The organism is Gordonia sp. GONU, assembly GCF_024733855.1.
GTDB classification, from domain to species: Bacteria; Actinomycetota; Actinomycetes; order Mycobacteriales; family Mycobacteriaceae; genus Gordonia; species Gordonia amicalis.
This window is the reverse complement of record NZ_JANRHB010000004.1, coordinates 234,518-259,714: the sequence shown is the minus strand read 5'-3', so window position 1 is coordinate 259,714 and position 25,197 is coordinate 234,518. Positions and strand designations below refer to the sequence as shown.

General features: G+C 67.2%; 21 protein-coding genes. 17 read left to right on the top strand and 4 right to left on the bottom strand.

Annotated elements, in window-relative coordinates; genetic code table 11:
- Positions 1–33: 33 nt before the first annotated feature.
- The 6 genes from NWF34_RS06355 (at position 34) to NWF34_RS06330 (ending at position 6,622) form a co-directional block, all read left to right on the top strand.
- On the top strand, positions 34–894 hold the full coding sequence (locus NWF34_RS06355) for a DegV family protein (RefSeq protein ID WP_258324415.1): 861 nt from the start codon (positions 34–36) through the stop codon (positions 892–894).
- A 104-nt stretch (positions 895–998) separates the two neighbouring features.
- Complete coding sequence (locus NWF34_RS06350) at positions 999–2,000, top strand: ComEA family DNA-binding protein (RefSeq protein ID WP_258324414.1); 1,002 nt, start codon at positions 999–1,001, stop codon at positions 1,998–2,000.
- 4 nt (positions 2,001–2,004) lie between these two features.
- A complete protein-coding gene (locus tag NWF34_RS06345) occupies positions 2,005–3,393 on the top strand; it encodes a ComEC/Rec2 family competence protein (protein ID WP_258324413.1) in 1,389 nt (462 codons plus the stop codon).
- A gap of 59 nt (positions 3,394–3,452) precedes the next feature.
- Positions 3,453–4,199 carry a hypothetical protein gene (locus tag NWF34_RS06340; protein ID WP_258324412.1) on the top strand — a complete coding sequence of 249 codons (747 nt, stop codon included), beginning with the start codon at positions 3,453–3,455 and terminating at the stop codon, positions 4,197–4,199.
- A complete protein-coding gene (gene mddA, locus NWF34_RS06335; protein ID WP_024500497.1) occupies positions 4,196–5,041 on the top strand; it encodes a methanethiol S-methyltransferase in 846 nt (281 codons plus the stop codon). Before NWF34_RS06340 ends, mddA begins: the two co-directional genes overlap by 4 nt.
- Positions 5,042–5,065: 24 nt before the next feature.
- Positions 5,066–6,622 (top strand): HD domain-containing phosphohydrolase, encoded by a 1,557-nt coding sequence (locus tag NWF34_RS06330; RefSeq protein ID WP_024500496.1) that lies wholly within the window; start codon positions 5,066–5,068, stop codon positions 6,620–6,622.
- Positions 6,623–6,626: 4 nt separating this feature from the next.
- On the opposite strand, the gene mgtA is transcribed toward NWF34_RS06330, so the two are convergent.
- A complete protein-coding gene (gene mgtA / locus NWF34_RS06325; protein WP_024500495.1) occupies positions 6,627–9,251 on the bottom strand; it encodes a magnesium-translocating P-type ATPase in 2,625 nt (874 codons plus the stop codon).
- A gap of 188 nt (positions 9,252–9,439) precedes the next feature.
- Between mgtA and holA the strand changes: the two genes are divergently transcribed.
- Positions 9,440–10,408: a DNA polymerase III subunit delta gene (gene holA, locus NWF34_RS06320; RefSeq protein WP_024500494.1), complete on the top strand. Its 969-nt coding sequence runs from the start codon at positions 9,440–9,442 to the stop codon at positions 10,406–10,408.
- A gap of 224 nt (positions 10,409–10,632) precedes the next feature.
- On the opposite strand, the gene rpsT is transcribed toward holA, so the two are convergent.
- Positions 10,633–10,893, bottom strand: coding sequence for a 30S ribosomal protein S20 (gene rpsT, locus NWF34_RS06315; RefSeq protein ID WP_006434830.1), 261 nt, complete (start codon positions 10,891–10,893; stop codon positions 10,633–10,635).
- Between the two features lie 230 nt (positions 10,894–11,123).
- On the opposite strand from rpsT, the gene NWF34_RS06310 reads away from it, so the two are divergent.
- The 4 genes from NWF34_RS06310 (at position 11,124) to NWF34_RS06295 (ending at position 15,993) form a co-directional block, all read left to right on the top strand.
- Positions 11,124–12,275, top strand: a complete 1,152-nt coding sequence (locus NWF34_RS06310; protein WP_024500493.1) for a hypothetical protein — start codon at positions 11,124–11,126, stop codon at positions 12,273–12,275.
- Between the two features lie 78 nt (positions 12,276–12,353).
- A complete protein-coding gene (locus NWF34_RS06305; protein WP_024500492.1) occupies positions 12,354–14,174 on the top strand; it encodes a circularly permuted type 2 ATP-grasp protein in 1,821 nt (606 codons plus the stop codon).
- Entirely contained in the window at positions 14,171–15,148 is a 978-nt protein-coding gene (locus tag NWF34_RS06300; protein ID WP_159405905.1) for an alpha-E domain-containing protein, read from the top strand. The genes NWF34_RS06305 and NWF34_RS06300 overlap by 4 nt, the downstream gene beginning before the upstream one ends.
- Complete coding sequence (locus tag NWF34_RS06295; protein WP_159405906.1) at positions 15,145–15,993, top strand: transglutaminase family protein; 849 nt, start codon at positions 15,145–15,147, stop codon at positions 15,991–15,993. Before NWF34_RS06300 ends, NWF34_RS06295 begins: the two co-directional genes overlap by 4 nt.
- On the opposite strand, the gene NWF34_RS06290 is transcribed toward NWF34_RS06295, so the two are convergent.
- Both NWF34_RS06290 and NWF34_RS06285 read right to left on the bottom strand, forming a co-directional pair.
- Positions 15,990–16,454 (bottom strand): type II toxin-antitoxin system PemK/MazF family toxin, encoded by a 465-nt coding sequence (locus NWF34_RS06290; RefSeq protein ID WP_024500489.1) that lies wholly within the window; start codon positions 16,452–16,454, stop codon positions 15,990–15,992. The two genes, NWF34_RS06295 and NWF34_RS06290, sit on opposite strands and share 4 nt — an antisense overlap.
- A gap of 13 nt (positions 16,455–16,467) precedes the next feature.
- Positions 16,468–17,169, bottom strand: a complete 702-nt coding sequence (locus tag NWF34_RS06285) for an alpha/beta fold hydrolase (protein ID WP_375295627.1) — start codon at positions 17,167–17,169, stop codon at positions 16,468–16,470.
- A gap of 59 nt (positions 17,170–17,228) precedes the next feature.
- Here NWF34_RS06285 and lepA point away from each other — a divergent pair, with 59 nt between their 5' ends.
- The 6 genes from lepA to cysW all read left to right on the top strand — a co-directional run bounded on the left by lepA (position 17,229) and on the right by cysW (position 25,197).
- Positions 17,229–19,115 carry a translation elongation factor 4 gene (lepA, locus tag NWF34_RS06280; RefSeq protein WP_006434838.1) on the top strand — a complete coding sequence of 629 codons (1,887 nt, stop codon included), beginning with the start codon at positions 17,229–17,231 and terminating at the stop codon, positions 19,113–19,115.
- Positions 19,116–21,167, top strand: a complete 2,052-nt coding sequence (locus tag NWF34_RS06275; RefSeq protein ID WP_258324410.1) for a M3 family metallopeptidase — start codon at positions 19,116–19,118, stop codon at positions 21,165–21,167.
- Positions 21,168–21,180: 13 nt separating this feature from the next.
- On the top strand, positions 21,181–22,086 hold the full coding sequence (locus NWF34_RS06270; RefSeq protein WP_258324409.1) for a cation diffusion facilitator family transporter: 906 nt from the start codon (positions 21,181–21,183) through the stop codon (positions 22,084–22,086).
- Positions 22,087–22,238: 152 nt separating this feature from the next.
- Positions 22,239–23,369 carry a sulfate ABC transporter substrate-binding protein gene (locus tag NWF34_RS06265; RefSeq protein WP_024500485.1) on the top strand — a complete coding sequence of 377 codons (1,131 nt, stop codon included), beginning with the start codon at positions 22,239–22,241 and terminating at the stop codon, positions 23,367–23,369.
- Positions 23,366–24,262 (top strand): sulfate ABC transporter permease subunit CysT, encoded by an 897-nt coding sequence (gene cysT / locus NWF34_RS06260; protein WP_258324408.1) that lies wholly within the window; start codon positions 23,366–23,368, stop codon positions 24,260–24,262. The genes NWF34_RS06265 and cysT overlap by 4 nt, the downstream gene beginning before the upstream one ends.
- Positions 24,259–25,197, top strand: a complete 939-nt coding sequence (cysW, locus tag NWF34_RS06255; RefSeq protein ID WP_024500483.1) for a sulfate ABC transporter permease subunit CysW — start codon at positions 24,259–24,261, stop codon at positions 25,195–25,197. The genes cysT and cysW overlap by 4 nt, the downstream gene beginning before the upstream one ends.

Sequence of the window (25,197 nt, the reverse complement as noted above, 5' to 3'; positions counted from 1 at the left end):
AGGTCTGGCCGGTGAACCGGCTAACGTAGACGCGTGCCTGTCGTCGTCGTCACAGATTCGTCTTCTCGGTTGCCCGAGTCGGTCACCGAGCACTACGGGATCCGGCAGGTTCCGCTGCACGTGACGGTCGAGGACAAGGACTACCGCGAGGGCATCGACTACATCCCGGAGGACGTCGTCACGACACCCGGTGTGACCACCTCGGGCGCCAATCCCAGCGAGCTCACCGAGTACTTCGAGGCCGCTCTGGAGGCCAGCGAAGGCGCCGGCGTGGTGGCCGTGCACATGTCCCGCAAGCTGTCGGGCACGTGGGGCTCGGCGCGGCTGGCGGCGGAGAAGTTCTCGGGGCAGGTTCGCGTCGTCGACTCCCGATCTGTCGGTCTCGCAGTGGGTTTCACGGCCATCGCCGCGGCGCAGGCGGCCGCCGACGGCGCCGATCGTGATCGCGTCTACGAGTCGGCGATCCGGCAGGCCGCGACCGTCGACTCGCTGCTGTGTGTCCAGCAGCTCGACAACCTGCGTCACAGCGGTCGGATCAGTGCGGCAGGCAAGCTCTTCGGGTCCGCGTTGTCGATCAAGCCGATCCTGCACATGGTCGACGGCACGCTCCAGCTGAAGGAGCGCCACCGCACCTTCTCCAAGGCGCTCGACAAGATGGTCGAGGCCGCGGTCGAGTCGGCGGGCGGGCGCGCGGTCACCGTCGGCATCCAGCACTGTGAGACCCCGGAGGTGGCGGCGGACCTCCTCGCGACCCTGCGCAACCGGCTGCGGATGGTGACCTCCGAGCTGACCGTCGACCTCGGACCGATCCTCGGCTCGCACGTGGGTCCCGGAGCGGTGGGCGTCGTCATCGCGTCGCATCTCGAACCGATCGAAGGGCTCGAGGAGGGCTGACGGCGCCCCGTTTCCTGTCGACAGCCGTGCTCCTGTCCACAGATCTCGTGGTCGGCGTCCACAGCGCACGTGATCGGTTCTGAACACTCCTAACGTGTGACGCCATGAGCGCATCAGGACGGCGGAATCCGCTGGACCGGTTGGGGCCGGTCGTCGAGCAGCCGGCGCGCCGGGACGACCCACCGCCGGCCGCGGCCGGCTCCGACCCACCGCCGGGTGCCGGTGACCCTGCTGCGGCTGCCGTCGCGGTCGAGGAGCCCGAGCATCCGGGGTGGGGGATCGGTGGGATGCCGACGTGGCTGGATGCGCCGCCGCCCACGTCGCCGACGCGTGGGCGTTTCGACGATGTGCTCGACCCCGACGACGATCGGTCGGGTGAGGACCGGGACGAGGACGAGGATCCCGTTCCGCGCCGACGCTTCGCTGTGGCACCACCCGCGGCGATCGCGTTGATCGCGGTAGGGGTGATCGCCTGTGTCGTGGCCGGATTCGGACTGTTCCGCGGAACGGATTCCGCACCAGTCGTGGATTTCGGCGCGACGGCCGGTTCGTCGTCGATGCCGGATGCATCGGCGCCTCCGGTCAGCGCGCCACCGAGTACGACGCCGGCCCGGTTGGTGGTGAGCGTCGTCGGACTGGTGAACAAACCCGGACTGGTGCGTCTCGCTCCGGGAGCCAGGGTCGCCGAGGCGATCGACCAGGCCGGTGGTGCGCGCAAGGGCGCGGACCTGCTGTCGCTCAACCTCGCTCGAGTTCTGCGCGACGGAGATCAGATCCTCGTCGGTTATGCCGGGGGTGAGGGTCAGATGTCGCTGCGTAGTGCGGTGGTCGGAGCGGAAGGTGGTGTGCCTGCGCCGGGCCCGTCGGACGGCCGGGGAAGTCCGCCACCGGCATCGTCGGCTGCCGAACCGGGCGGTCGGGTCAACCTCAACACGGCGACCGAGACCGAGCTGGATGCGCTCCCCGGCGTCGGTCCGGTGACGGCGAAGGCGATCCTCGACTGGCGAGAACGCAACGGCCGCTTCACCTCTGTGGACCAGCTCGCCGAAGTCGACGGGATCGGTCCGGCCCGGTTGGCGAAGCTGGCGAACCTCGTGACGGTCTGAGGCGATGGACTTCCGGCTGCTCGTACCGGCGGTGATGGTGTGGTCGGTGACGGCGTGCGGGCTGGTGGCCCCGGTCGGTGTCAGCGTCGGCGTCGCGATCGTCTCGGCGGTGGTTGCCCTCGCCGGGGTGCTGGCGTGCGGTACTCACCGGCTCGGCTGGGAGGCGGTGGGGCTGGTCGTCGTAGGAGCGGGTTTGGCCGCGGCTTGTGCGACATCTCTCTCGCTCCGGCAGGAGGCCCGTGCCGATCATCCGCTGTCGCATGTGTCGGGTAAGGCGACGGTGGTCATGACCCTTCGCAGCGATCCGTTGCCGATCGGACCGAAGGGGCAGGGACGCATCCGCGCGCGCGTCGACGTCGAACAGGTCGGTACGGAGCGGGTCTCGACCGCGCCGGGAGACCTTCGTGGTGCAACGCAGGCATGGGCCGGGTTGCTGCCCGGTCAACGAGTCGTCGCCGTCGTGAAGGTGCGGCCACCACCGGACCGAACTCTTGTCGTCGCGTCGCTGACCGCGTCTTCCCCGAAGCTCGTCGGCGGGCCGCCCGCGTATCAGACCGTCGCGGGATCGATCCGGCAACGCCTACAACTGGTGGCGACCCGCGCCCTCGGCCCGGAGGCCGCGGGTCTGCTGCCGGGTCTTGTGCTCGGCGACGAGAGCGGGGTGGACGAGGGACTCCGCGATGACTTCCGGGCCGCGGGCCTGAGTCATCTCACCGCGGTATCCGGAGCGAACTTCGCGATCGTCTGCGGCGCAGCGCTTCTCATCGTCCGCAGCATCGGGGTGCCGCCGCGCGCCGCGGCGGTCATCGGACTCGTGGTGATCGTCGGGTTCGTGATGCTCGTGCGGCCGACACCGAGCGTGTTGCGCGCGGCGCTGATGGGTGGGGTCGGGGTGTTGGCCCTGTTCGCGTCGCGACGCTCGCAGTCGCTGCCGGCTCTGGGGGCCGCAGTGATCGGTGGTCTGCTGTGGTGGCCGGAGTTGGCGCTGCAGCCGGGCTTTGCGCTGTCGGTAGCGGCCACCTGCGCCATCGTGCTGTGGGCGCCGCGTCTCCGGGACCGGTTGCGGGCGTGGCGTTGTCCGCCGGGAGTGTCCGAGGTGATCGCGATGGCGATCACCGCGCAAGTGGTGACCGCACCGATCGTCGTGCTGGTGACAGGTCAGCTGTCCGTGGTCGGGATCGTCGCCAACCTGCTCGTCGCGCCCGTCGTCGCGATCATCAGCGTCGTCGGTACCGTTGCGGCGCTCATCGGTGCACTCGGTCCGCCCGACGGCCTCGGTGCCGGGTTTGCCGAGTTGCTAGTACGCGCACTCGGGCCGGAACTGTGGTGGATGATCTGGTGCGCCCACACCCTCGGCGGACTGGGATGGGCGAGTGTCGAGGTGTTCGGGTGAGCTGAAGTTGAGGCAGATGCCCCACGCCGATGAGGCGCGTCGCGGACGACGCTGGGGTCATGAACACACAAACACCCCGCCAGGTCGTCGCCGACCTGCGTACACACCCACACCTTGCGGACGGAAACGACGAACGATTCGCCGGATGCGGCGTCATGGGACTGCCGTTCGCGTCGGGTCACTATCTGGCCCTGCGCGACATGATCGCCAGTTCCATCGGACCTGCATACCGGTCCGTCTGGCATCGGGATCCGAACGGGCACTGGACGATCTACACGACGACCGAACCCGAGCGGAGCTGCCCGCGGTATTTCGATGCGGGCGCGACGACCCGTCAGGTTCCGGCGATCGATGTCGGGTGGACCGATGACCATACGTTCGAGGTGACACTCGGCAACACCCTCACCTGGCAGGTCGAGCTGACCTCGTCACCCACGACGCGCCTGATGACTGCGCTGAGCGGTGCGACGCCCGCAGCAGCGTGGCGCAGCCGGACGGTGCTGCACGCGGTGGGACCGATGGCAACCATCATGCTGCGTGCCGGCCGAGTCCGGATGTGTGCACGGACCCCCAACGGGCCCGAGTTCCGGGGAACATCTCTGTACATCTGGCGCGTCGCCGACAGCCGGGCATCGCTCCACGGCGAGACTCTCGGCGCTCCCGGACCACTCGACGAGCAGATCCGGATCGGCGACATCCCGCTTCCGCAACGCGGTCTGTTCTTCGTCGGCCGATCGGCTTTCGACACACCCGAACCCACCGACAACACCCAGCATCATCTCACCGACATGGGAGTACAGACATGACCACTAGAGACGCCCCTTCGTCAGCAGAAACCGCCCCGCCCACAAGCATTCTCACGCGCGTCGGCTACCTCGCCTACGGCCTGGCGGCCTACGTCGCCTTCCTGGTGGTGTTCCTGTGGGCCATCGCCTTCGTCGAGAACGCCTCGATCGTCATCGGAGGCGCGGAGATCGTGCCGCGGACCATCGATCGGGGAGGGCCGTCGGCGTGGGTGGTGACCGCGCTGGCGATCGACCTCGGACTACTGACACTTTTCGCCGCGCAGCACAGCGTCATGGCGCGCGCCGGTCTCAAACAACGGTGGACGAGGATCGTGCCCACCCCGATCGAGCGCAGCACCTACGTAGCGGCGGCGACCGCGTGCCTCGCAGCCGTCCTGTGGTGGTGGCATCCGATCACCGCCACCGTGTGGGATGTCTCGGCGCCGGCCGCGCGGACATTCCTCGTCGCCGTGTCGCTGTTCGGGTGGGTTCTGGTTCTCACCTCGACGTTCCTCATCAACCATTTCGACCTGTTCGGTCTGCGGCAGGTGGTCGCCAACGCCAAGGGTCGCACGCTTGAACCGTACCGGTTCATCACGCCGCTCTGGTACGGGATCGTCCGCCATCCGATCTATCTGGGCTTTCTCATCGCGTTCTGGGTGGCCCCGACCATGACCGTCGGGCATCTGCTGTTCGCCTGCGCCACAACCGGTTACGTCCTGTTAGGCATTCACCTCGAGGAACGGGACCTGATCCGCTCGTTCGGGGATGACTACATCGCGTACCGCGGGCGAGTACCGATGCTGCTACCGGGAACCCATGTGCGTCGTTCGGTCCGGTCGCGGGAAGTGTCGGTCGGCTGACGCGGCCGAGCCAGGAGCGCGACAATGAACGCCATGAGCGCGCAGACGGTACTGCCGCGGCGGGTCGAGGTGCTGGCCGGGCTCTCGGTCGCGATCGACCTGGGGCTCGGCCAACCGGTCGAGCACATGCTGCGGTCGGCGGTCATCGCCACGAGGTTGGCGCGGCGGCTCGGCCTCGACCGCTCGGCGCAGGACACCGTCTACTATGCGACGCTCGTGATGTGGATCGGGTGCCACGCCGACTCCGCGGAGTACGCGCGCTGGTTCGGCGACGACATCGCCGTCCGGCGCGATGCCTATCTCGTGGACTGGTCGGGCCTGCCGTATCTGCGCTTCCTCCTCGGCAATCTGGGTCGGGGAGAGTCACTTCCACACCGCATGAAGACCATGGCAGAGCTCTTCCGCGATGCGCGCGGCCAGATCACCACTCTGGTGCACTCCCATTGCCTGTCCGCCGCCGCGCTCGCGGGCCACATCGGTCTCGGAGCCGACGTCGAGCGGGCGATCCTGTACACCTTCGAGAGGTTTGACGGGGGAGGCATGCCGGCCGGCGTCTCCGGCACAGAGATCCCCGTGGAGATGCGGGTGGCGCAACTGGCCGACATGGCCGAAGTCCACCACCGCATGTACGGGTTCGAGGGGGCGATCGCCATGGCGCGCAGCCGCCGGGGCGGACATTTCGACCCCGCCGTCGTCGACGCGTTCGTCATCGATCCGGAGGCGCTGTTCCCCGACGACGCCGACGATCCATGGGACCTGGCGCTGTCCATCGCGCCCGATGCCGAGGTGCGCCTCGACGACGCCGGGCTGGATCGGTTGCTGCTGGCCATCGGCGATTTCGTCGACCTGAAATGTCCCTTCGCGCTGGGACATTCACGTGGTGTCGCCGACCTGGCGGAGGCTGCGGCGGGACATCTGGGTCTCGATCAACAGGAAGTCGACGCGGTCCGTCGCGCGGGTTACCTCCACGACGTCGGACGGATCGGTGTGTCGAGCCGGATCTGGTCGAAATCGGACGATCTGACCTCGGCGGAATGGGAACGCGTACGCATGCACCCGTACCTGACCGACCGCGTCCTGACAAGGATCACCGGTCTCGGTGACGTCGCGAAGATCGCCCGAAGCCATCACGAACACCTCGACGGAACCGGCTACCCGCTGGGACTGACGAGTCAGGCCCTCGGACGACCCGACCGGATTCTCGCGGCGGCGCTCGCCTATCGATCGGCGATCGAGCCGCGACCGTACCGAGAGGCCATGACGACCCGGCAGGCTGCAGATCGTCTGGTGCGACGGGCGGACCGCGGCGAACTGGACACCGACTGCGTCGAGGCCGTTCTCACGGCCGCAGGACAGACGACCGGCCGGACACGACGCACCGATGCCCTCACGCCGCGCGAGAGGGAGATCCTCGGACTCGTCGCGCGAGGGCTGTCCAACCGGGAGATCGCATCGAAGCTCGTGCTCAGCGAGAAGACGGTACGCAACCACGTCGAGCGGACCTACGCCAAGGTCGGCGTGTCCAATCGGGTCGGGGCGAGCCTGTACGCGTTGCAGAACGGGCTGGCGTTCGGCGACTGACGCCCTACCCGGCGCTGAAGCGCGCCGCGCGCCGATGGATCCGGTGTGTGAGACCGCGTTTCCGGACGAATGGCGCCGGGTGTATCGGCTCGCTGTAGAAGAGCAACTTGGCGAGTTCGACGATCACCAGGTAGGCGATGACCAGCAACACCAGGACGAGGAAGAAGCCGATCGGGAGCGTGGTGAAGCCGAGGTCATGGGCCAGCGGCGAGACGGTCAGGCCGATCGCGACGGCTACCACCGCCGCCACCGCGAGCACCAGTGGCACACTCGGCCTGCTGCGCAGGAACGGCACGCGGCGTGTTCGGATGGCGAACACGATCAGCGTCTGGGTTGCGATCGACTCCAGGAACCAGCCGGTGCGGAAGAGTTCCGGGCCGGCATTGAACAGGCCGATCATGATGCCGAACGTCAGGAAGTCGAACATGGAGCTGACCGGTCCGAAGAAGAGCATGAAACGGCGGATGAACGCGATGTCCCAGTGGGATGGTGCGTGCACCTGCTCGTCGTCGACCTTGTCGGTCGGTATCGCCAGCTGGCTGGAGTCGTACAGAAGGTTGTTCAACAGGACCTGGCTGGGCAGCATCGGCAAGAAGGTCAACACCGCGGAGGCGGCCGCGGCACTGAACATGTTGCCGAAGTTGCTCGACGTACCCATCAGGACGTATTTCATGGTGTTGGCGAAGATCCGGCGTCCCTCGGCAACGCCGCCGGCGAGCACGCCCAGATCCTTGTCGAGGAGCAGAATGTCGGCGGCGTCCTTGGCGACATCGGTCGCGGTGTCCACCGAGATCCCCACATCGGCGGAGTGCAGGGCGAGTGCGTCGTTGACGCCGTCGCCGAGGAAACCGACCGATCGCCCGTGTTGCCGAAGGACTTTGACCAGCCGTGACTTCTGTTCGGGCAGGACACGGGCGAAGATGGTGAAACGCTGTGCCGCGTCGGCGAATGCCTCGTCGTCGAGCCCTTCGAGCTCGGCTCCGGTGATCGTGCCGCCGGAGGCCAATCCGAGCTGTGCACAGACGTGCTCAGCGACCAACGGGTTGTCACCGGTCGCGATCTTGACCTCGATCTGGAGCGCGGCCAACTCTCTGAGTGATTCGGTGGCAGCCTGTTTGGGCTTGTCGAGGAAGACGAGGAAGCCTCGTAAGGTCAGGCCGTTCTCGTCGGCCGGATCGATATGCGCCTTGCCGGTCGTCGACGCGGTGGCCACCGCGACGACGCGACCACCCTCGGCGAACAAGCCGGTGAGCGTCTCATCGGCCTCTGGCCCGACGCCGACACATCGCGCCAGAACCTTCTCGGGGGCACCCTTCACGATCAGCAGATGTTCGTCGTTCGGGCCGGCGACGAGCACCGACGTCATGCACCGGGTGTGATCGAACGGTAATGAAGCGAGTCGCTCATATCGCTGCGCCCCGGCCTCCGCGGCACCCGGTGCGGCCCACAGCGCCGAGTCCATTGCGTTGGCGGCGACCACTTGCTCGGTTCCGCCGGTGTATTCCGTCGCCAGCAGTCCGTAGAGGAACGTCTCGCGGCTCGTCGAACCGGACGGGTCGACGGCGTCGACGAAACTGATCCGCCCCTCGGTCAGGGTGCCGGTCTTGTCGGTGAGCAGGATGTCGAGGTCGCCGAGGTCCTCGATGCACACGAGGCGTTTGACGAGCACCTTGCGTTTGGCCAGTTGCCGGGACCCGGAGGCCAGGCTCGTGCTGACGACCGCGGGCAACAGTTGGGGAGTGATGCCCACGGCGATGGCGAGGGCGAACAAGAGGGATTCGAGCAACGGGCGATCGAGGAGCAGATTGATCACGACGATCATGGAGATCAGCACGATCGCGACCCGGAGGAGCAGATTCGAGAACTTGCGCAGACCACGCTGGAAGTCGGTGTCGGGATGGCGTTCGCCGAGTCCCGCGGCGATGTCCCCGAACGCTGTCTTCGCTCCGGTCGCGAACACGACCCCGGTGCCCGTGCCCGCCCGCACGATCGTGCCCATGAACACACAGGTGTCCAGTCCCGAGTCCGTGGCCCCCGCAGAAGTGGCACCCGGAGACGTGGCAGCGCCGGGTGCAGCGTGCTTCTCGACGGCCTCGGACTCGCCGGTGAGCACGCTCTCGTCGCATTCGAGTCCCGTTGCCGATATCAGTCGGACATCGGCGGGGACCACGGCGCCGAGGACCACGTCGACGAGGTCTCCCGGGACGAGTTCGGCGACATCGACCTCGGTCGGCCGGTTGTCGCGCATGACCGTTGCGTGGTGACGCAGATTCGAATGCAGTGCCGCGGTGGCCCGCTCCGCGCGGTACTCGTTGGCGAAACCCAGACCGATGCTCGCGGTGAGGATGACTCCGATGACGACGGCGTCGGTGCTGCTACCGAGGAAGAACGAGATGACTGCGGTGACAGCGAGGAGCACGAGGATCGCACTGCGGAGTTGCCGGCCGAGGACAGCCCAGGCGCTGACGCGGTGGGACCGCACCGCGTTCGGGCCGTACAGGGCAGATCGCCTGGCAGCTTCCTGCGATGTCAGGCCGGCCCGAGATGTCCCGAATTGCGCGAGAACATCGTCGATCTCGGCGGACGCGACGCTCCGCGCGCTCACCACCTCGTCGGGTGTGGTGGTCACCGTGGGTGGATTCCGTTGCGATGGTTGCGCATGACAGTCCTAGGTAAGTGGTGGGGCACCTTGACGAGAAATTATCACCAATCGATTGATTCGGGTGCGTCGGCTTCGGCGGCATCGCAGTCGCCGAATCGTCGTCCGCCCGTGGCAGCGCGCGCCGGGGTGTCGGCCTGATCTGGCACGATGATCACGTGACCGATCGCCTGCACCTGCTTCTCGGAGACGACGACTTTCTCACCGGCCGGGTGATCTCCGCGGTGGCCGAGGCGGCGTCGAAGGAAGCAGGCGCCCCGGTCCCGGTGACCCGTGTGCGTGCCGGCGACGTCAGCGAACACGAACTCGCCGAGTTGCTGAGTCCCTCACTGTTCGCCGAGGAGCGCATCGTCGTCGTCGAGGCTGCCGCCGACGCGGGCAAAGAACCGGCGGCACTCATCGCCGCGACCGCGACGTCGCTGCCCGAGGGCATCACCCTGATGGTGATCCACCACGGTGGGGGACGCGCCAAGTCGATGGTTCCGGCGCTGAAGAAAGCCGGCGCACAGGAGCATGCGACCGCGGCGCCCAAGTGGCCGTCGGACCGGATGACCTTTGTCCGCAACGAGTTCCGATCCCTCGGTGTGAAGGTCAGCGCCGACGTCGTCGAGCAGGTCGTCGAGAGTGTGGGTTCCGAACTGCGTGAACTCGCCGCCGCCTGCGCCCAGCTCGTCGCCGACACCGGCGGCAAGGTCAACCGCGAGACCGTGCAGCTCTACTACCAGGGCCGCTCCGAGGTCACCGGATTCGAGGTCGCCGACAAGGCCGTCACGGGTGACCGGGCGGGTGCGCTCGAGTCACTCGCCTGGGCTCTTCACCACGGTGTGCCCAGGGTGCTGCTGGCCGACGCCCTCGCCGAGGCCGTACATGCCATCGCCCGCATTCGCCCGATGGGTTCGATCGACCACTTCGCCGCGGCGTCGGAACTGGGTATGCCGCCGAACCGGGTCAAGAGCGTGCAGGCCAAGGCCAAGGCCTGGGATTCGGAGTCGATCGCCCGCGCGGTCGGGGTGGTCGCCAAACTCAACGGCGACGTCAAGGGCCAGGCCGCCGACGCCGACTACGCACTGACTCATGCCGTGGCCGCGGTCGCGGATCTCCGGCCGGACGGGCGTCGGCGTAACTGAGGTTTCGACACGGCTCTCGCTGCGCTCGTGGCCGGCTCAACCAGCGAAGGGGAGCGGCTCTCGCTGCGCTCGTGGCCGGCTCAACCAGCGAAGGGGAGCGACCTAACCGGTTGAGAGAACGACGATCACCCCGGCAACCGCGTGGATGCTGCCGGGGTGATCGTACGTATGAGGATATGGCGGCGCGTCGCGCCGAGGCGACCCGGAGGTCGGAGTGGGTCAGCTCAGAGCTTGTTGACCGCGAGAGCGATGGCCGACTTCTTGTTGGCGGCCTGGTTGGCGTGGATGACACCCTTGCTGGCGGCCTTGTCGAGCTTGCGGCTCGCGGCCTGGCCGAGCTCGGCAGCCTTTGCCTTGTCGCCGGCCTCGACGGCCTCGCGGAAGCTACGGATCGAGGTACGCAGCGCCGACTTGACCGACACGTTGCGCTGCCGGTTCTTCTCGTTGGTGCGGTTGCGCTTGATCTGAGACTTGATGTTCGCCACGCGTGTTACCTCTGTCGTTGCTGGTGGATATGACTGTCTGTTCTGGGTCGGGGCGGCGGACCGGGTGGTCCGGGCTCGCCCCGCGCGGTGTCGGCGCGTGAAGTATCTTCACGGCGTCACCGCAACAGCGCACCACATTACCAGCCGGGTTCGGCCAGCCCAAAATCCGTTGCGCGCGCGACGCACGCCGGAAAGAATCACTGTGCGTGAAAGTCTAGGCTCGAGTCATCATGTCCGTCGTTTACGTACACATAGGTCTCCCCAAGACCGGCACCACGCACCTGCAGGATCGACTCTGGCGCAACCGTGACCTGGCATTGCAGACGTCGGGGCTGCTCTATCCGGGCAATGTGATCTCCGATCACTTCCACGCCGCGGTCCACCTCCAGCCGGAGCGCTACCTCGACTGGGCCGACCCGGCCTTCGCCGGCGTGTGGCCCAAGCTGCTCGGGCAGATGCGGGCCTGGCCGCAGACGTCACTGCTGTCCCACGAGCTGTACAGCACCGCAACCAGCGAGCAGATCGAGCGGCTGCTGGCCGATCTGTCGTTCGCCGACGAGGTCCACGTGATCGCCACCGTCCGCGACCTCGGTAGGCAGCTCCCCTCGGTGTGGCAGGAGAACGTCAAGAATCAGCGTCGTGCCTCCTTCGACGAGTTCGTCGACGCGGTGGCTTTCGCGGCGGAGTCGAACTCGGTGGGCGAGACGGCCACCGAGGACGCCGGTCCGCTCGTCGAGGACGAACCGTTCTGGGAGTTCCAGGACCACGTCGGCATCCTCGCCAAATGGGCGAAGTTCGTCGGGCCCGAACGGGTGCACGTGGTGACCGTGCCGCGCGGCCGGCCGGCGACGGGCGACACCCTGTGGGATCGCTTCCTCCGGGTCATGAACGTCGACCCCACACCGCTGAACATCCCGGTGCCGAGTCTCAACAGTTCGTTGTCGGCCGCTCAGGCCGAGTTCCTGCGCGGTCTCAACCAGCGCCTCCAGCCCGAGACCATCGAATGGCGTCGCTACGAACGCATCATCAAGGGACAGCTGATCGGTGAGATCCTGTTCGAAGCGCGGTCGGGCGCGCCGCAGGGGCTGACCGTCGAACATCGGCGGTGGGCCGCTGCCCAGGCGGCCACGATGGTGGAGACGGTGCGCAACGCTGGATACGACGTCGCCGGCGACCTCGCCGACCTCGAGGTGCCCACGGAGGGCGCCGCCGACGCGCCGATGCCGTCGGACCGGGAGGTGCTCGACGTGGCACTGGACACGATCGCGTCGATGGTGCTGGCGGCGCCGCTGCCCAAGGTGGGGCCACCGGTCAAGACCCGCGCGGCCAATGTCCTGCGGCGAGTCAAGCGCCGCGCTCTCGCGATCCGTCGCTCGCGCTGAGCTGCGGTCGCGTGCCTGCGCGACACGGGTGGCCAACCGTCGTGCCGATTACGCGGTTATGCGGCACCATGGCACTTTATGACCCCCGCATCGACAAGTGCGCCCGCCAAGAAGGCGGCGCGTAAGTCCGCATCCGCGAAGACGACGACGTCGAGCTCGTCCGGGAAATCGGCGTCGGGCCGCTCCGGCGCGACGAAGAGTTCGGGATCGGCCGCCAAGCCGACGAAGTCGAGTGGCGAGGGAAACTTCACCGGAAACTTCGGTGGATACGCAAAAGGCCCGTACGGCAAGGCATATGACGAGATGTTCGATGCCGCGGGGGATGTGCGTACGCCCTACCGCGGCATCTACAAGGCGATGGCCGACGAGGACCAGTCCGATGTGGTCGAGGCCCGCGTCGAAGCGCTGGGCCGCGCCTACCTCGACCAGGGCGTGACCTTCTCGCTGTCCGGCAAGGAGCGTCCGTTCCCGTTGGACATTGTGCCGCGCGTGATTTCGGCCGGTGAGTGGAGCAAGCTCGAAGCGGGTATCACCCAGCGTGTGCAGGCGCTCGAGTTGTTCCTCGACGACATCTACGGCGAACAGGAGATCCTGCGCGACGGTGTGTTGCCGAAACGCCTCGTCCACTCGTGTGAGCATTTCCATCGGCAGGCGGCAAACATCCGGCCGCCCAACGGTGTTCGCATCCACGTCGCCGGCATCGACCTGATCCGGGACGAGAACGGCGACTTCCGTGTCCTCGAGGACAATCTGCGCTCGCCGTCGGGTGTGTCGTACGTGCTCGAGAACCGTCGTGCGATGGCACGCGTGTTCCCCGACCTCTTCTCCAAACACCGGGTCCGTGCGGTGGCCGACTATCCGAGCCATCTGCTGCGTGCACTGCGGGCGTCGGCCGCCTTCAACGAGGCCGACCCGAACATCGTCGTGCTGACGCCGGGTGTGGCGAACTCCGCCTACTTCGAGCACTCGCTGCTCGCGCGGCTGATGGGCGTCGAGCTGGTCGAGGGCCGAGATCTCTTCTGCCGCGACAACGTCGTCTACATGCGGACCACGGAGGGCGAACAGCGCGTCGACGTCATCTACCGCCGGATCGACGACGACTTCCTCGATCCGATGCAGTTCCGCCCCGATTCGATGCTGGGTGTCGCCGGACTGCTCAACGCGGCGCGCGCGGGCAACGTGGTCATCTCGAGTGCGGTCGGCAACGGGGTGGGCGACGACAAGCTGATCTACACCTATGTCCCGGAGATCATCCAGTACTACCTCGGGGAGAAGCCCAGCCTGCAGAACGTCGACACCCTGCGCTGCTGGCTCCCCGAGGAATGCGAGGAAGTGCTCGACCGGATCGACGAACTCGTCGTGAAACCCGTTGAGGGATCGGGCGGATACGGCATCGTCTTCGGTCCGGAGGCCACCAAGGCGGAGCTGGACACGCTGGCGCGCAAAGTCCGCAACGATCCGCGCGGCTGGATCGCGCAGCCCGTCGTGCAGTTGTCGACGGTGCCGACGAAGATCGGCGACGAGATCCGCCCGCGTCACGTCGACCTGCGTCCGTTCGCCGTCAACGACGGTGAGTCGGTGTGGGTCCTGCCCGGTGGGCTGACGCGCGTCGCGCTGCCGGAGGGATCGCTGGTGGTGAACTCCAGTCAGGGTGGCGGTTCCAAGGACACCTGGGTGCTGGCCAGCCGGACGTCGGAGGCCGAACGCGAACTGTCCGGGGCGAAGGTGGTCACCTCCAGCGGCGTCGCCGCGGCCCGACCCGCCGACAGCGCCCCCGACCCGGTCCACACACAGACCCAGCAGCAGCAGCAGGGCACGACATCCCGGTCGCAGTCGTCCGGCGGGCAGTGTCAGCAACTCGGCGACATGATCCAGCAGCAGGGCGGTGATCCCCGATGATGTTGGCGCGCAACGCCGAATCCCTCTACTGGATCGGCCGGTACGTGGAACGCGCCGACGACATGGCGCGCATCCTCGACGTCGCGATCCATCAGCTGCTCGAGGACACGACCGTCGACGTCGACCAGCAGGCGCGACTGATCATCCAGGTGCTCGGCCTCGAGGCCCCCGAGACCGACGAGGAACTCGACGTCTGGACGCTGACCGAGCGCGTCGCCTACGACGCCGACGCGGTCGGGTCGATCGTCGACCTGATCCGTGCGGCACGCGAGAATGCACGTGGCGCAAGGGAAGTCACGTCGAGTGAGCTGTGGGAGTGTCTGAACACCACCTACAACGGGCTCGACGCCGCCGAACGCCGCTCGCGTCGACTCGGCCCGCACGAGTTCCTCTCGTATGTGAAGAACCGTGCGGCGATGTTCGCCGGCCTCGCCGACGCGACCCTCAGTCACGACGACGGCTACCGATATCTGCTGCTCGGCCGCTCCGTCGAGCGCGTCGACATGACGATCCGAATGCTGTTGTCGCGCGCAGGGGATCGCACCTCGTCGCCCGCATGGGTCAACGTGCTGGTCTCCGCGGGTGGCCACGACACCTTCCTGCGCACCTACCGCGGCGTCCTCGATGCCGAGAACATCGTCGAGTTCATCCTGCTCGATCGCCTGTTCCCGCGGTCGATCTTCCACGCGCTCAGCGTCGCCGAACGCAATCTGGCGCAGCTCGAGAAGGGGCCCAGCCGTGTCGGCGCGCAGGCCGAGGCCCAACTCCTGCTCGGCCGTGCACGGAGCTCGCTGGAGTTCCTCGAACCCGGCGAACTGCTCGACGGGCTGCAAGAACGGCTCGTCGATCTGCAGGACACCTGCCGGGCCGTCAACGAGGCGGTCACCAAGCAGTACTTCCATGTGTCGCCGTACGTCTCGTGGGCCGACGCCCGCGTCAGCGATGGCCAAGTCATCGAGGAGAGTGAACTGTGAGCTGGCGTCTACGCGTCGTCCATTCCACCGGTTTCGCGTACAACAGTCCCGTCACCTCCTCGTACAACGAGGCGCGGATCACGCCCCGCAGCGACGCCCGGCAGAACGTGATCGTCAATCGTGTCGAGACCGTCCCCGCGACCAGGTCATACCGCTACACCGACTATTGGGGTACGGCGGTCACCGCCTTCGATCTCCATGCGCCGCATGAGGAGCTCGAGGTGTCGGGGATGTCGGTGGTGGAGACCGAGGCCGGGCAGCGTCCGGCCGAGGAAGACCAGGCGACATGGGAGGTCATCACCAGCGAGGCCGTCATGGATCGCTACGACGAGATGCTCTCCAACACCACCTATGTGCCGAAGAACCGGCAGCTGATCTCGGCGGCCAAGAAGGTGGCCAAGGGTCTGACACCCGGGGAGGCCGTCGAGGCGATCTCGCGGTTCGTCCACCAGGAGATGGAGTACGTGCCCGGCACCACCGGTGTGCACACCACCGCCGTCGACGCCTGGAACGAACGCAAGGGCGTCTGCCAGGACTACGCCCATCTCACCCTGGTCATGTTGCGCGGCCTGGGGATTCCCGCCCGCTACGTGTCGGGGTACCTGCACCCGAAGCCGAATGCGGCGATCGACAAGACGGTCGAGGGCCAGAGCCACGCGTGGATCGAGGCGTGGACCGGCGGCTGGTGGGGCTACGACCCAACCAACGACACCCCGATCACCGAACAGCACGTGTCGGTGGGCGTGGGCCGCGACTATGCGGACGTCTCGCCGCTCAAGGGTGTCTACACCGGCGGCGGCGCAACGGATCTCGACGTCGTCGTGGAGATCACCCGGCTGGCCTAACGCCAGCCGAAGCGCGTCCTGAGTTCGTCGGCGACCGCGTCGAAGCGGCGGCGGTCGAGGATGGCGCCCTCACGGCGGATGCCGTCGGCGTCGACGACGAGGACGCGGTCGAGACGAACGAAGCTCGGGCGGTTCTGGGAGTCCCACGTGCCGGTCCCGACGGCGAACCAGTCGTCGTCGTCCCGTCGCCGGGAGCGAAGCGAGCGGGACGAATCCGGGTTGTGGTGGTCCTTGCTCGACAGCATCAGGCCCAGTACGTCGTCGGAGGTCCCGGCGTTGGCGTTGCGACCCACGACGAGAACGGGACGGTCCTTGCCCTGGCTGGGATCGTCCTCGTAGGCGACCCACGTCCACACGATCTCGCCGGGATCGGCGTCGCCGTCGAGTTCGGGGTTGTAGCTGATCGTGCGGGCGACCTCGGCGGTGGGGCGGAGGCGGGAACGGCGGCTGCGGCTCGTCACGCCCCGGATTCTCTCATCCGAGGCCGGCTTCTCCCATCAGGAACTCGTCCACCGCGTCGGCGGTCAGCGCGGCGGTCGGTTTCTTCTTCGGGTTCAGGTCGTGACCGACCTTCTCGAGTTCGACGATCCGCGTCGGCCCGTCGATCAGGCCGATGGCCTCGGCCATCTCCTCGGTGGTTCCGAACGGGTCGGTGCTGCCGTGGACGACGAGGGTCGGCACCGTGATCGACGGCAGGTGTTCGGTGCGCAGCCGGTCGGGCTTGCCCGGTGGGTGCAGCGGATAGGAGCTGAGCAGGAGACCGTCGGCGAGGGCCGGCCCGTCCTCGGCGACGGCCATCGACGCCTGGCGGCCGCCATAGGAGTGACCGCCGACGAACAGTGGGCCCTCGGACTCGGCCCGGAACATCGCGCAGGCGGCGCGGATGCCGTCGCGGTCGGCCGGCGAGGTCGACGGACTGGGAGGTCCCTTGGGGCGGCGGCGGCGATAGGGGAGATCGATCCGGGCGACGACATACCCGCGCGAACTCAGCTCGTCGGCCAGCGCGCGCAGGATGACGGCGGAACGGTTCCCGCCGGCGCCATGCGCGAGGACGATCGTGGCGCGCGGTGTGCCGTCGGGACGATGCACGTCGGCGGCGACGTCGTCGGTCTCGACGATGGTGATGGTGGTCCCTGGCATTTTCGACTCGGCGGACTCGGCGGACTCGGCTGTCACGGCTGCCACGGTAGCGCCCCGCCATCCGCCTGGGCACCATTCGCGGCGCTCATGAGAACATGGTGGTCAACGCCCGTGTCCATCCTCGAGGAGTAGTTCCAATTCCCACCTTCGCCGACCAGACCTTCACCGACCCGGCGCGCATCCGGAACTTCTGCATCATCGCCCACATCGACCACGGAAAGTCGACGCTGGCCGACCGGATGCTGCAGCTCACCGGCGTGGTGGAGGAGCGCCAGATGCGGGCGCAGTACCTCGACCGCATGGACATCGAGCGTGAGCGCGGTATCACCATCAAGGCGCAGAACGTACGCCTGCCCTGGCAGCTCGACGGTGACGACTACGTCGTCCACCTCATCGACACCCCCGGCCACGTCGACTTCACCTACGAGGTGTCGCGCGCACTCGAGGCGTGTGAGGGTGCGGTGCTGCTCGTCGACGCCGCGCAGGGCATCGAGGCACAGACCCTCGCCAACCTCTACCTGGCGATGGAGAACGACCTCACCATCATCCCGGTCCTCAACAAGATCGACCTGCCCGCAGCCGACCCCGACCGCTACGCCGCCGAGCTCGCCCACATCGTGGGTTGTGAGCCCGAGGACGTCCTGCGGGTGTCGGGCAAGACCGGTGTCGGCGTGTCGGAGCTGCTCGACGAGGTCATCCGCAAGGTGCCGGCACCCGTCGGCGACGCCGACGCCCCGGCGCGAGCCATGATCTTCGACTCGGTCTACGACACCTACCGCGGCGTCGTCACCTACGTCCGTGTGGTCGACGGCAAGATCGTGCCGCGCGAGAAGATCCAGATGATGTCGACCGGCGCCACGCACGAACTGCTCGAGGTGGGCATCGTGTCACCGGAACCGAAGGTCACCCAGGGTCTCGGTGTGGGCGAGGTGGGCTACCTCATCACCGGTGTGAAGGACGTGCGGCAGTCGAAGGTCGGTGACACCGTCACCACCGCCCGCCACGGCGCGACCCAGGCCCTGACCGGCTACCGCGAACCGCGGCCGATGGTCTACTCGGGCCTGTACCCGATGGACGGCTCGGACTATCCGGTGCTGCGTGAGGCGCTGGAGAAGCTGCAGCTCAACGACGCCGCGCTCACCTACGAGCCGGAGACGTCGGTGGCGCTCGGATTCGGATTCCGGTGCGGCTTCCTCGGTCTGCTCCACATGGAGATCACCCGCGAACGTCTCGAGCGCGAGTTCAACCTGGACCTCATCTCGACCGCGCCCAACGTGGTGTACCGCGTGGTGATGGAGGACGGCTCCGAGCACGTCGTCACCAACCCTTCGGACTGGCCGGAGGGCAAGACCCGCCACATCTACGAGCCGGTCGTGAAGACCACCGTGATCGCGCCGAGCGAGTTCATCGGCGCCATCATGGAACTGTGTCAGTCGCGCCGCGGCGAGCTCGGCGGCATGGACTACCTCTCCGAGACCCGCGTCGAACTCCGCTACACACTGCCCATGGCGGAGATCATCTTCGACTTCTTCGACTCGCTGAAGTCGCGGACCCGCGGTTACGCCTCGCTCGACTACGAGGAGGCGGGCGAGCAGGAAGCGGACCTGGTGAAGGTCGACATCCTGCTGCAGGGTGAGGCCGTCGACGCGTTCAGCGCGATCGTCCACCGCGACGCCGCCTACGCCTATGGCAACCGGATGGCGCTCAAGCTCCGGGAACTCATCCCGCGCCAGCAGTTCGAGGTTCCGATCCAGGCGGCCATCGGCTCGAAGATCATTGCGCGCGAGAACATCCGGGCGATCCGCAAGGACGTGCTCGCGAAGTGCTACGGCGGCGACATCAGCCGTAAGCGCAAACTGCTCGAGAAGCAGAAGGAAGGCAAGAAGCGGATGAAGACGATCGGCCGTGTCGACGTCCCGCAGGAGGCGTTCGTCGCGGCGCTCTCCACCGATGCAGCAGGTGACAAACCGAAGGGCAAATAGATGACGGGGCAGGACAGCGCAACCAATCCGGTACTGGCACAGAGCGATCTGCCCTACGAGCTGCCGGACTTCACGTCGATCTCCGACGACGACTTTCTGCCCGCGTTCACCGCGGCGATGGCGTCGCACCTCGCCGAGGTCGAGGCCATCGCGGGCGACCCCGCGGAGCCGACGTTCGCCAACACCGTCGAGGCGCTGGAGTTGTCGGGCCGTGACCTGGCCCGCGCGTCGGGAATCTTCTTCAACCTCGTCGGCCCCGACACCAACCCCAAGCGCAACGAGATCTCCCAAGAACTCTCGACGCTGCTCACCGATCACGGCAACACCATCGCGATGAATCCGGTTCTGTTCGGCCGGATCTCGGAGCTCGCCTCCCGTGCCGACGAACTCGACCTGACCGAGCCGCAGCGTCGTCTCCTCGACAAGCGGTACCGCGAGTCGGTGCGCGCCGGCGCCGGTCTGCCCGCGGCGGAGCAGGAGGAGATGCGTCAGATCGCCTCTCGGCTGGCGTATCTCACGACCACGTTCTCGCAGAAGATCCTCGACGACACCAACGAGTCGGCGGTGCTCGTCGACGACGCGGCCGACCTCGACGGGTTGTCCGCAGGCCAGATCACGGCCGCCCGACGAGCGGCCGCCGATGCCGGTCACGACAGCGGATACCTGATCACCCTGGAACTGCCGACCAGCCAGTCCGTGCTCACCGAGTTGACGAACCCCGCTGTGCGTCAACGGGTCTTCGATGCATCGGTGAACCGTTGCTCGCGCGGCAACGACCACGACACCCGTGACCTCGTCCTCGAGATCGTGCGTCTGCGTGCCCGCCGCGCCGAGCTCCTCGGTTACCGCGACCATGCCGAGTTCGTGATCGCCGAGCAGACCGCACCCGACCCGTCGGCGGTCGACGACCTGCTCCGTGAGCTGAACGAGTCCGCGATGCGTGCCGGTGGTCGGGAACTGACGCGGCTCACCGAGTTCGCAGGCGACGTCGAGATCGGTCCCGCCGACCTGACCTTCTGGCTCGAGCGCGAGAAGCAGGCCAGATCGTCGGTTCCGCTCGACGGTTTCGCCGACTACTGCGAACTCGACACCGTGCTCACACGGGGCGTCTTCCACGCCGCGAACAAGCTGTACGGCCTGCACTTCGTCGAACGGACCGGCCTGCCCGTCTATCACCCCGACGTGCGCGTGTGGGAGGTGCGGGACGACGCCGGCACCGGCATCGGCCTGTTCCTCGGTGACTTCTACGCGCGGTCGTCGAAGCGCGGCGGCGCCTGGATGAACAACATCGTCGACCAGTCGTCGGTGTTGCAGACCCAGCCGATCATCGTGAACGTCCTGAACCTGACGAAACCCGATGAGGGACAGCCTTGTCTGCTCAGCATCGATCAGCTCACGACCCTGTTCCACGAGTTCGGACACGCACTGCACGGTCTGCTGTCGTCGGTGGAGTACCCGTCGCAGTCGGGGACATCCGTGCCGCGCGACTTCGTCGAGTTCCCCTCTCAGGTCAACGAGATGTGGGCGCTGCATCCGGAGGTGCTCGCCAGTTACGCGCTGCACCACGCGACCGGTGAACCGATCCCGGCCGAGCTGGCCGCTGCCGCACGCGAATCCGCGGGCGCCGAGACCGCACACGGGACCATCGAGTACCTTGCGGCGTCGTCGCTGGACCTGGCCTGGCACCGGCTGACGGTGGAGGAGGCCGCTGCTGTCACCGATGTCGAGGCCTTCGAGGCGAAGGCGCTCACCGAGGTGGGTCTGCAGACCGATCTGATCCCGCCCCGCTATCGCAGCGCCTACTTCAACCACGTTTTCGGCGGCGGATACTCGGCCGGTTACTACAGCTACATCTGGTCGGAGGTCCTCGACGCCGAGACCGAACGGTGGTTCCTCGCCTCGGGCGGCCTGGAGCGCGAGAACGGCCGGCGGTTCGCCGAGGCGACGCTGTCGCGCGGCGACAGCGTCGACCCGCTCGTGTCGCACGAGACGCTGATCGGCCGCAAGCCGCAGATCGAGCCGCTGCTGCGTCGTCGTGGCCTCGCGGCCTGAGTCGGGGCCGATCATGACGAGCAACCATCGCCGGAACCTGTCACGGTTCGCAATGCTCAGCATCGTGACCGCCGTCGCGGTCTTCGGACTCAAACTGCTCGCCTGGTGGGTCACCGGGTCCGTGGGGCTGTTGTCCGACGCGCTCGAGTCGATCGTCAACGTCATCGCCGCGGTGGGTGCGTTCGTCGCCCTACGGGTCGCGGCGAAACCGCCGGACCAGCGTCACAACTTCGGGCACACCAAGGCCGAGTACTTCTCGGCGGTCTTCGAGGGTGTGCTGATCGTCGTCGCAGCGGTCATCATCGTGGCAACCGCGGTGGACCGGCTCATCAACCCGCGTGAGCTCGAGGAAGTCGGACTCGGCCTCGGCATATCCGTGGGAGCCACGGTCCTGAACGCGGTGGTGGCCTGGATTCTCATCCGCACCGGCCGGAAACATCGATCGTTGACCCTCGAGGCCGACGGCAAGCACCTGATGACCGATGTGTGGACGACGGTGGGCGTCGTCGTGGGCGTGTTCCTGGTCGCGTGGACCGGTTGGCTCCCGCTCGATCCGCTGATCGCCATCGCGGTCGCCGTCAACATCATGGTCGTCGGCACCCAACTCGTGTGGCGGTCGGGCGCCGGTCTTATGGATTCCGCACTACCGGCAGAACAGCGCAGCGCGATCAACGACGTGCTCGACCGGCACCGCGCCGACGGCATCGTCTTCCACGACATCCGCACGCGCGAGGCCGGTCACCAGAGATTCGTGCAGTTGCACATGCTGGTGCCGGGGGACTGGTCGGTACAGCGCGCCCACGACCTCACCGAGGTCGTCGAAGACGATCTGCATGCCGCGGTCCCCGATCTGAACATCACGACACACCTCGAACCGGTCAACGATCCGCGGGCCTACGAGGACTGGCGGCTGGAGTAGCGCGACGTGTGCCGGCCGCCCGCAGGTGTGGCCTGGGCAGAGTTTCGATCTCACTGATTTGAAATCCGATGACGATCACGCTGGTTGCTAGCGTGGTTCGGTCCGCCGGTCACAGCCCGTACCGACCGGTCCCGTTGAGTCTTGGAGGAAGAGTGAGCGCTGGTCCAGCCACACGGCGCGGCATCCGTCGGGCGAGCACCGCTGTGCTGGTGACCTTGCTGGCTGCGGTGATGGTGGTCGTAGCGGGCTGCGGTGGCGGATCGACCGACGAACCCGGCGGAGTGGACATCTCGAGCGGTGATCGACACCTCGATCTGGTCGCCTACGCAGTCCCCAAGATCGGCTTCGACGAGATCATCCCGGCCTTCCGCGAAACGCCGGAAGGTCGTGACATCGGCTTCTCGGCGTCGTACGGCGCGTCCGGTGACCAGTCGCGCAAGGTGGCGCGTCGTGTTCCGGCCGACGTGGTGAACTTCTCGGTCGAGCCCGACATCACCCGACTGGTGAAGGCGGGTCTGGTCGACGAGGACTGGAAGAAGCAAGCTCCCAACAACAGCACCCCGTTCGGGTCGGTCGTCGCGCTGGTGGTCCGCAAGGGCAACCCGAAGAACATCCGCGACTGGGCGGATCTGCTGAAGCCCGGCGTGCAGGTGGTCACCCCGAATCCGGGCAGCTCCGGCTCGGCGAAGTGGAATCTGCTGGCACCGTACGCCGCGATCAGCGACGGCGGTCGCAACCCGCAGGCAGGCCTCGACTACGTGGCCGAACTGGTGCGTGACCACATCAAGGTGGTCCCCAAGTCGGGTCGCGAAGCCACCACGGCCTTCGAGCAGGGCCAGGGCGATGTGCTGATCAGCTACGAGAACGAGGCGATCATGCTCGACCGGGCGAACGCCACCGCCGGTCCGGACAATGAGGTCGAGTACGTGATCCCGCCCCAGACGTTCAAGATCGAGAACCCGGTCGCGGTGATCAACACCTCCGACGACCTCGCCGGCGCGCGGTCGTTCGTGGACTTCCTGTTCACCCCGGAGGCGCAACGAATCTGGGCCGAGCAGGGCTTCCGGCCCGTCGACCCGGCGGTCATCGCCGAGACCCGGAACCTGTTCCCGGGTGACATCGCGAAGCTGTGGACGATCGCCGAACTCGGCAAGGTACTCGGGGAGGGAACCGCCGAGGAGAACGACGGCAAGGACCTGACGGGTTGGAAAGCCGTGGACGACGCCCTGTTCGGGAAAAAGGGCGCCATCACCAAGATCTACGACTCAGGGGGTAAGCAGTGACCTCGGTCGATCCTGTCGGAACACCGGTCACGGCCCCGGACACCGGCTCGCCGGTCCCCGATGCCGGACCGCCGCGCGGATTCCTCGGACGCTCGCGGACGTTCGCCGGCGTGAGCCCGATGACCATCGGCATCGCCTGGCTCTGGCTCAGCATCATCGTGCTGCTCCCACTGGCCGCGATCACGGTGCAGTCCTTCGACGACGGTTGGAGCGGTTTCTGGGCGGCCATCTCCGCGCCCGTCGCGGTGGACGCCATCTGGATCACGGTCCTCGTGTCCGTGGTGGCCGCGCTCATCAACGTCGTGTTCGGCACCCTGATCGCGTGGGTGCTGGTGCGCGACGAGTTCCCCGGTAAGGGATTCGTCAACGCGATCATCGACCTGCCGTTCGCACTGCCGACGATCGTCGCCAGCCTCGTGCTGCTGTCGCTGTACGGGCCGAACAGTCCCATCGACATCCAGCTCAACGCCACCAAGCCGGCACTGGTGATCGCGCTGACCTTCGTCACCCTGCCGTTCGTGGTGCGCCAGGTACAGCCGGTGCTCATCGAACTCGACGTCGATGTCGAGGAGGCCGCTGCGGTGCTCGGCGCCAACAACGCCACGATCTTCCGCAAGATCGTCCTGCCGGCACTGCTCCCGGCGATCCTGACCGGTGCCGGCCTCGCGTTCACCCGTGCGATCGGTGAATTCGGTTCGGTGGTGCTCATCGGCGGCAACATTCCCGGAGACACCCAGGTGGCGTCGCAGTACATCCAGCAGCAGGTCGAGATCGACGCACCGGTCGACGCGGCCGCGATCTCGGTGGTACTGCTGCTGATCGCCTTCGTCACCCTGCTCGTCCTGCGTGTCGCGGGCCGGTGGCAGTCCACGCGGGAGGACGCAGACCGATGAAGGTTTCACCGCTGACCAGGTACGGGCTGCGCACCGTCGCGCTGGTCTACCTGTTCATCCTGCTGGTCGTCCCGGTCGGCACCATCTTCTATCGCTCCTTCGAACACGGCATCGTCCAGTTCTGGGAGTGGATCACCACCCCGGCGGCCATCTCGGCGCTCCAGCTCAGTCTGCTGATCGTCGCGATCGTGGTGCCGCTCAACGTGGTGTTCGGGGTGATCACGGCGCTGGCCCTGGCCCGCGGCCGGTTTCCCGGCAAGGGTCTCCTGCAGGCGGTCGTCGACCTGCCGTTCGCGGTGTCGCCGGTGGTCGCCGGTGTCGCGCTGATCCTGTTGTGGGGCCACGGGGGCTGGTTCGGCGGCGTCGAGAGTCTCGGATTCCGGATCATCTTCGGCTTCCCCGGCCTGGTGCTGGCCACGCTGTTCGTCACCCTGCCGTTCGTCGCCCGTGAGGTCGAACCGGTGTTGCGTGAGATCGGCACCGAACAGGAGGAGGCGGCCGCGACGCTGGGAGCGAACTCGTGGCAGGTCTTCTGGCGGATCACCCTTCCGGCGATCCGCTGGGGTCTGACCTACGGCATCGTCCTGACCGTCGCCCGAGCGCTCGGTGAATACGGTGCGGTGACCATGGTCTCGTCGAACTATCCCGGTGTCTCCCAGACGCTGACCCTGTTGGTTCACTCCCGCTACACCGACGACTACAACGAGTTCGGCGCCTACGCGGCGGCGACGCTGCTGATGTTCGTCGCCATCCTGGTGCTCGTGCTCATGTCGCTCATCGAGCGCCGCGCCAAGTCCCGTCTCGTCGACGCCAGTGAATCCACCTCGGGCGACGCCGAACTCACCGAAGTCGACCTCACCCCGCCGCACGGGCCGGAGTCCGTCGACGCCAAGCAGGTCGTCCACTCGAACGCCCACAACAAGGAAGGCGTGTGA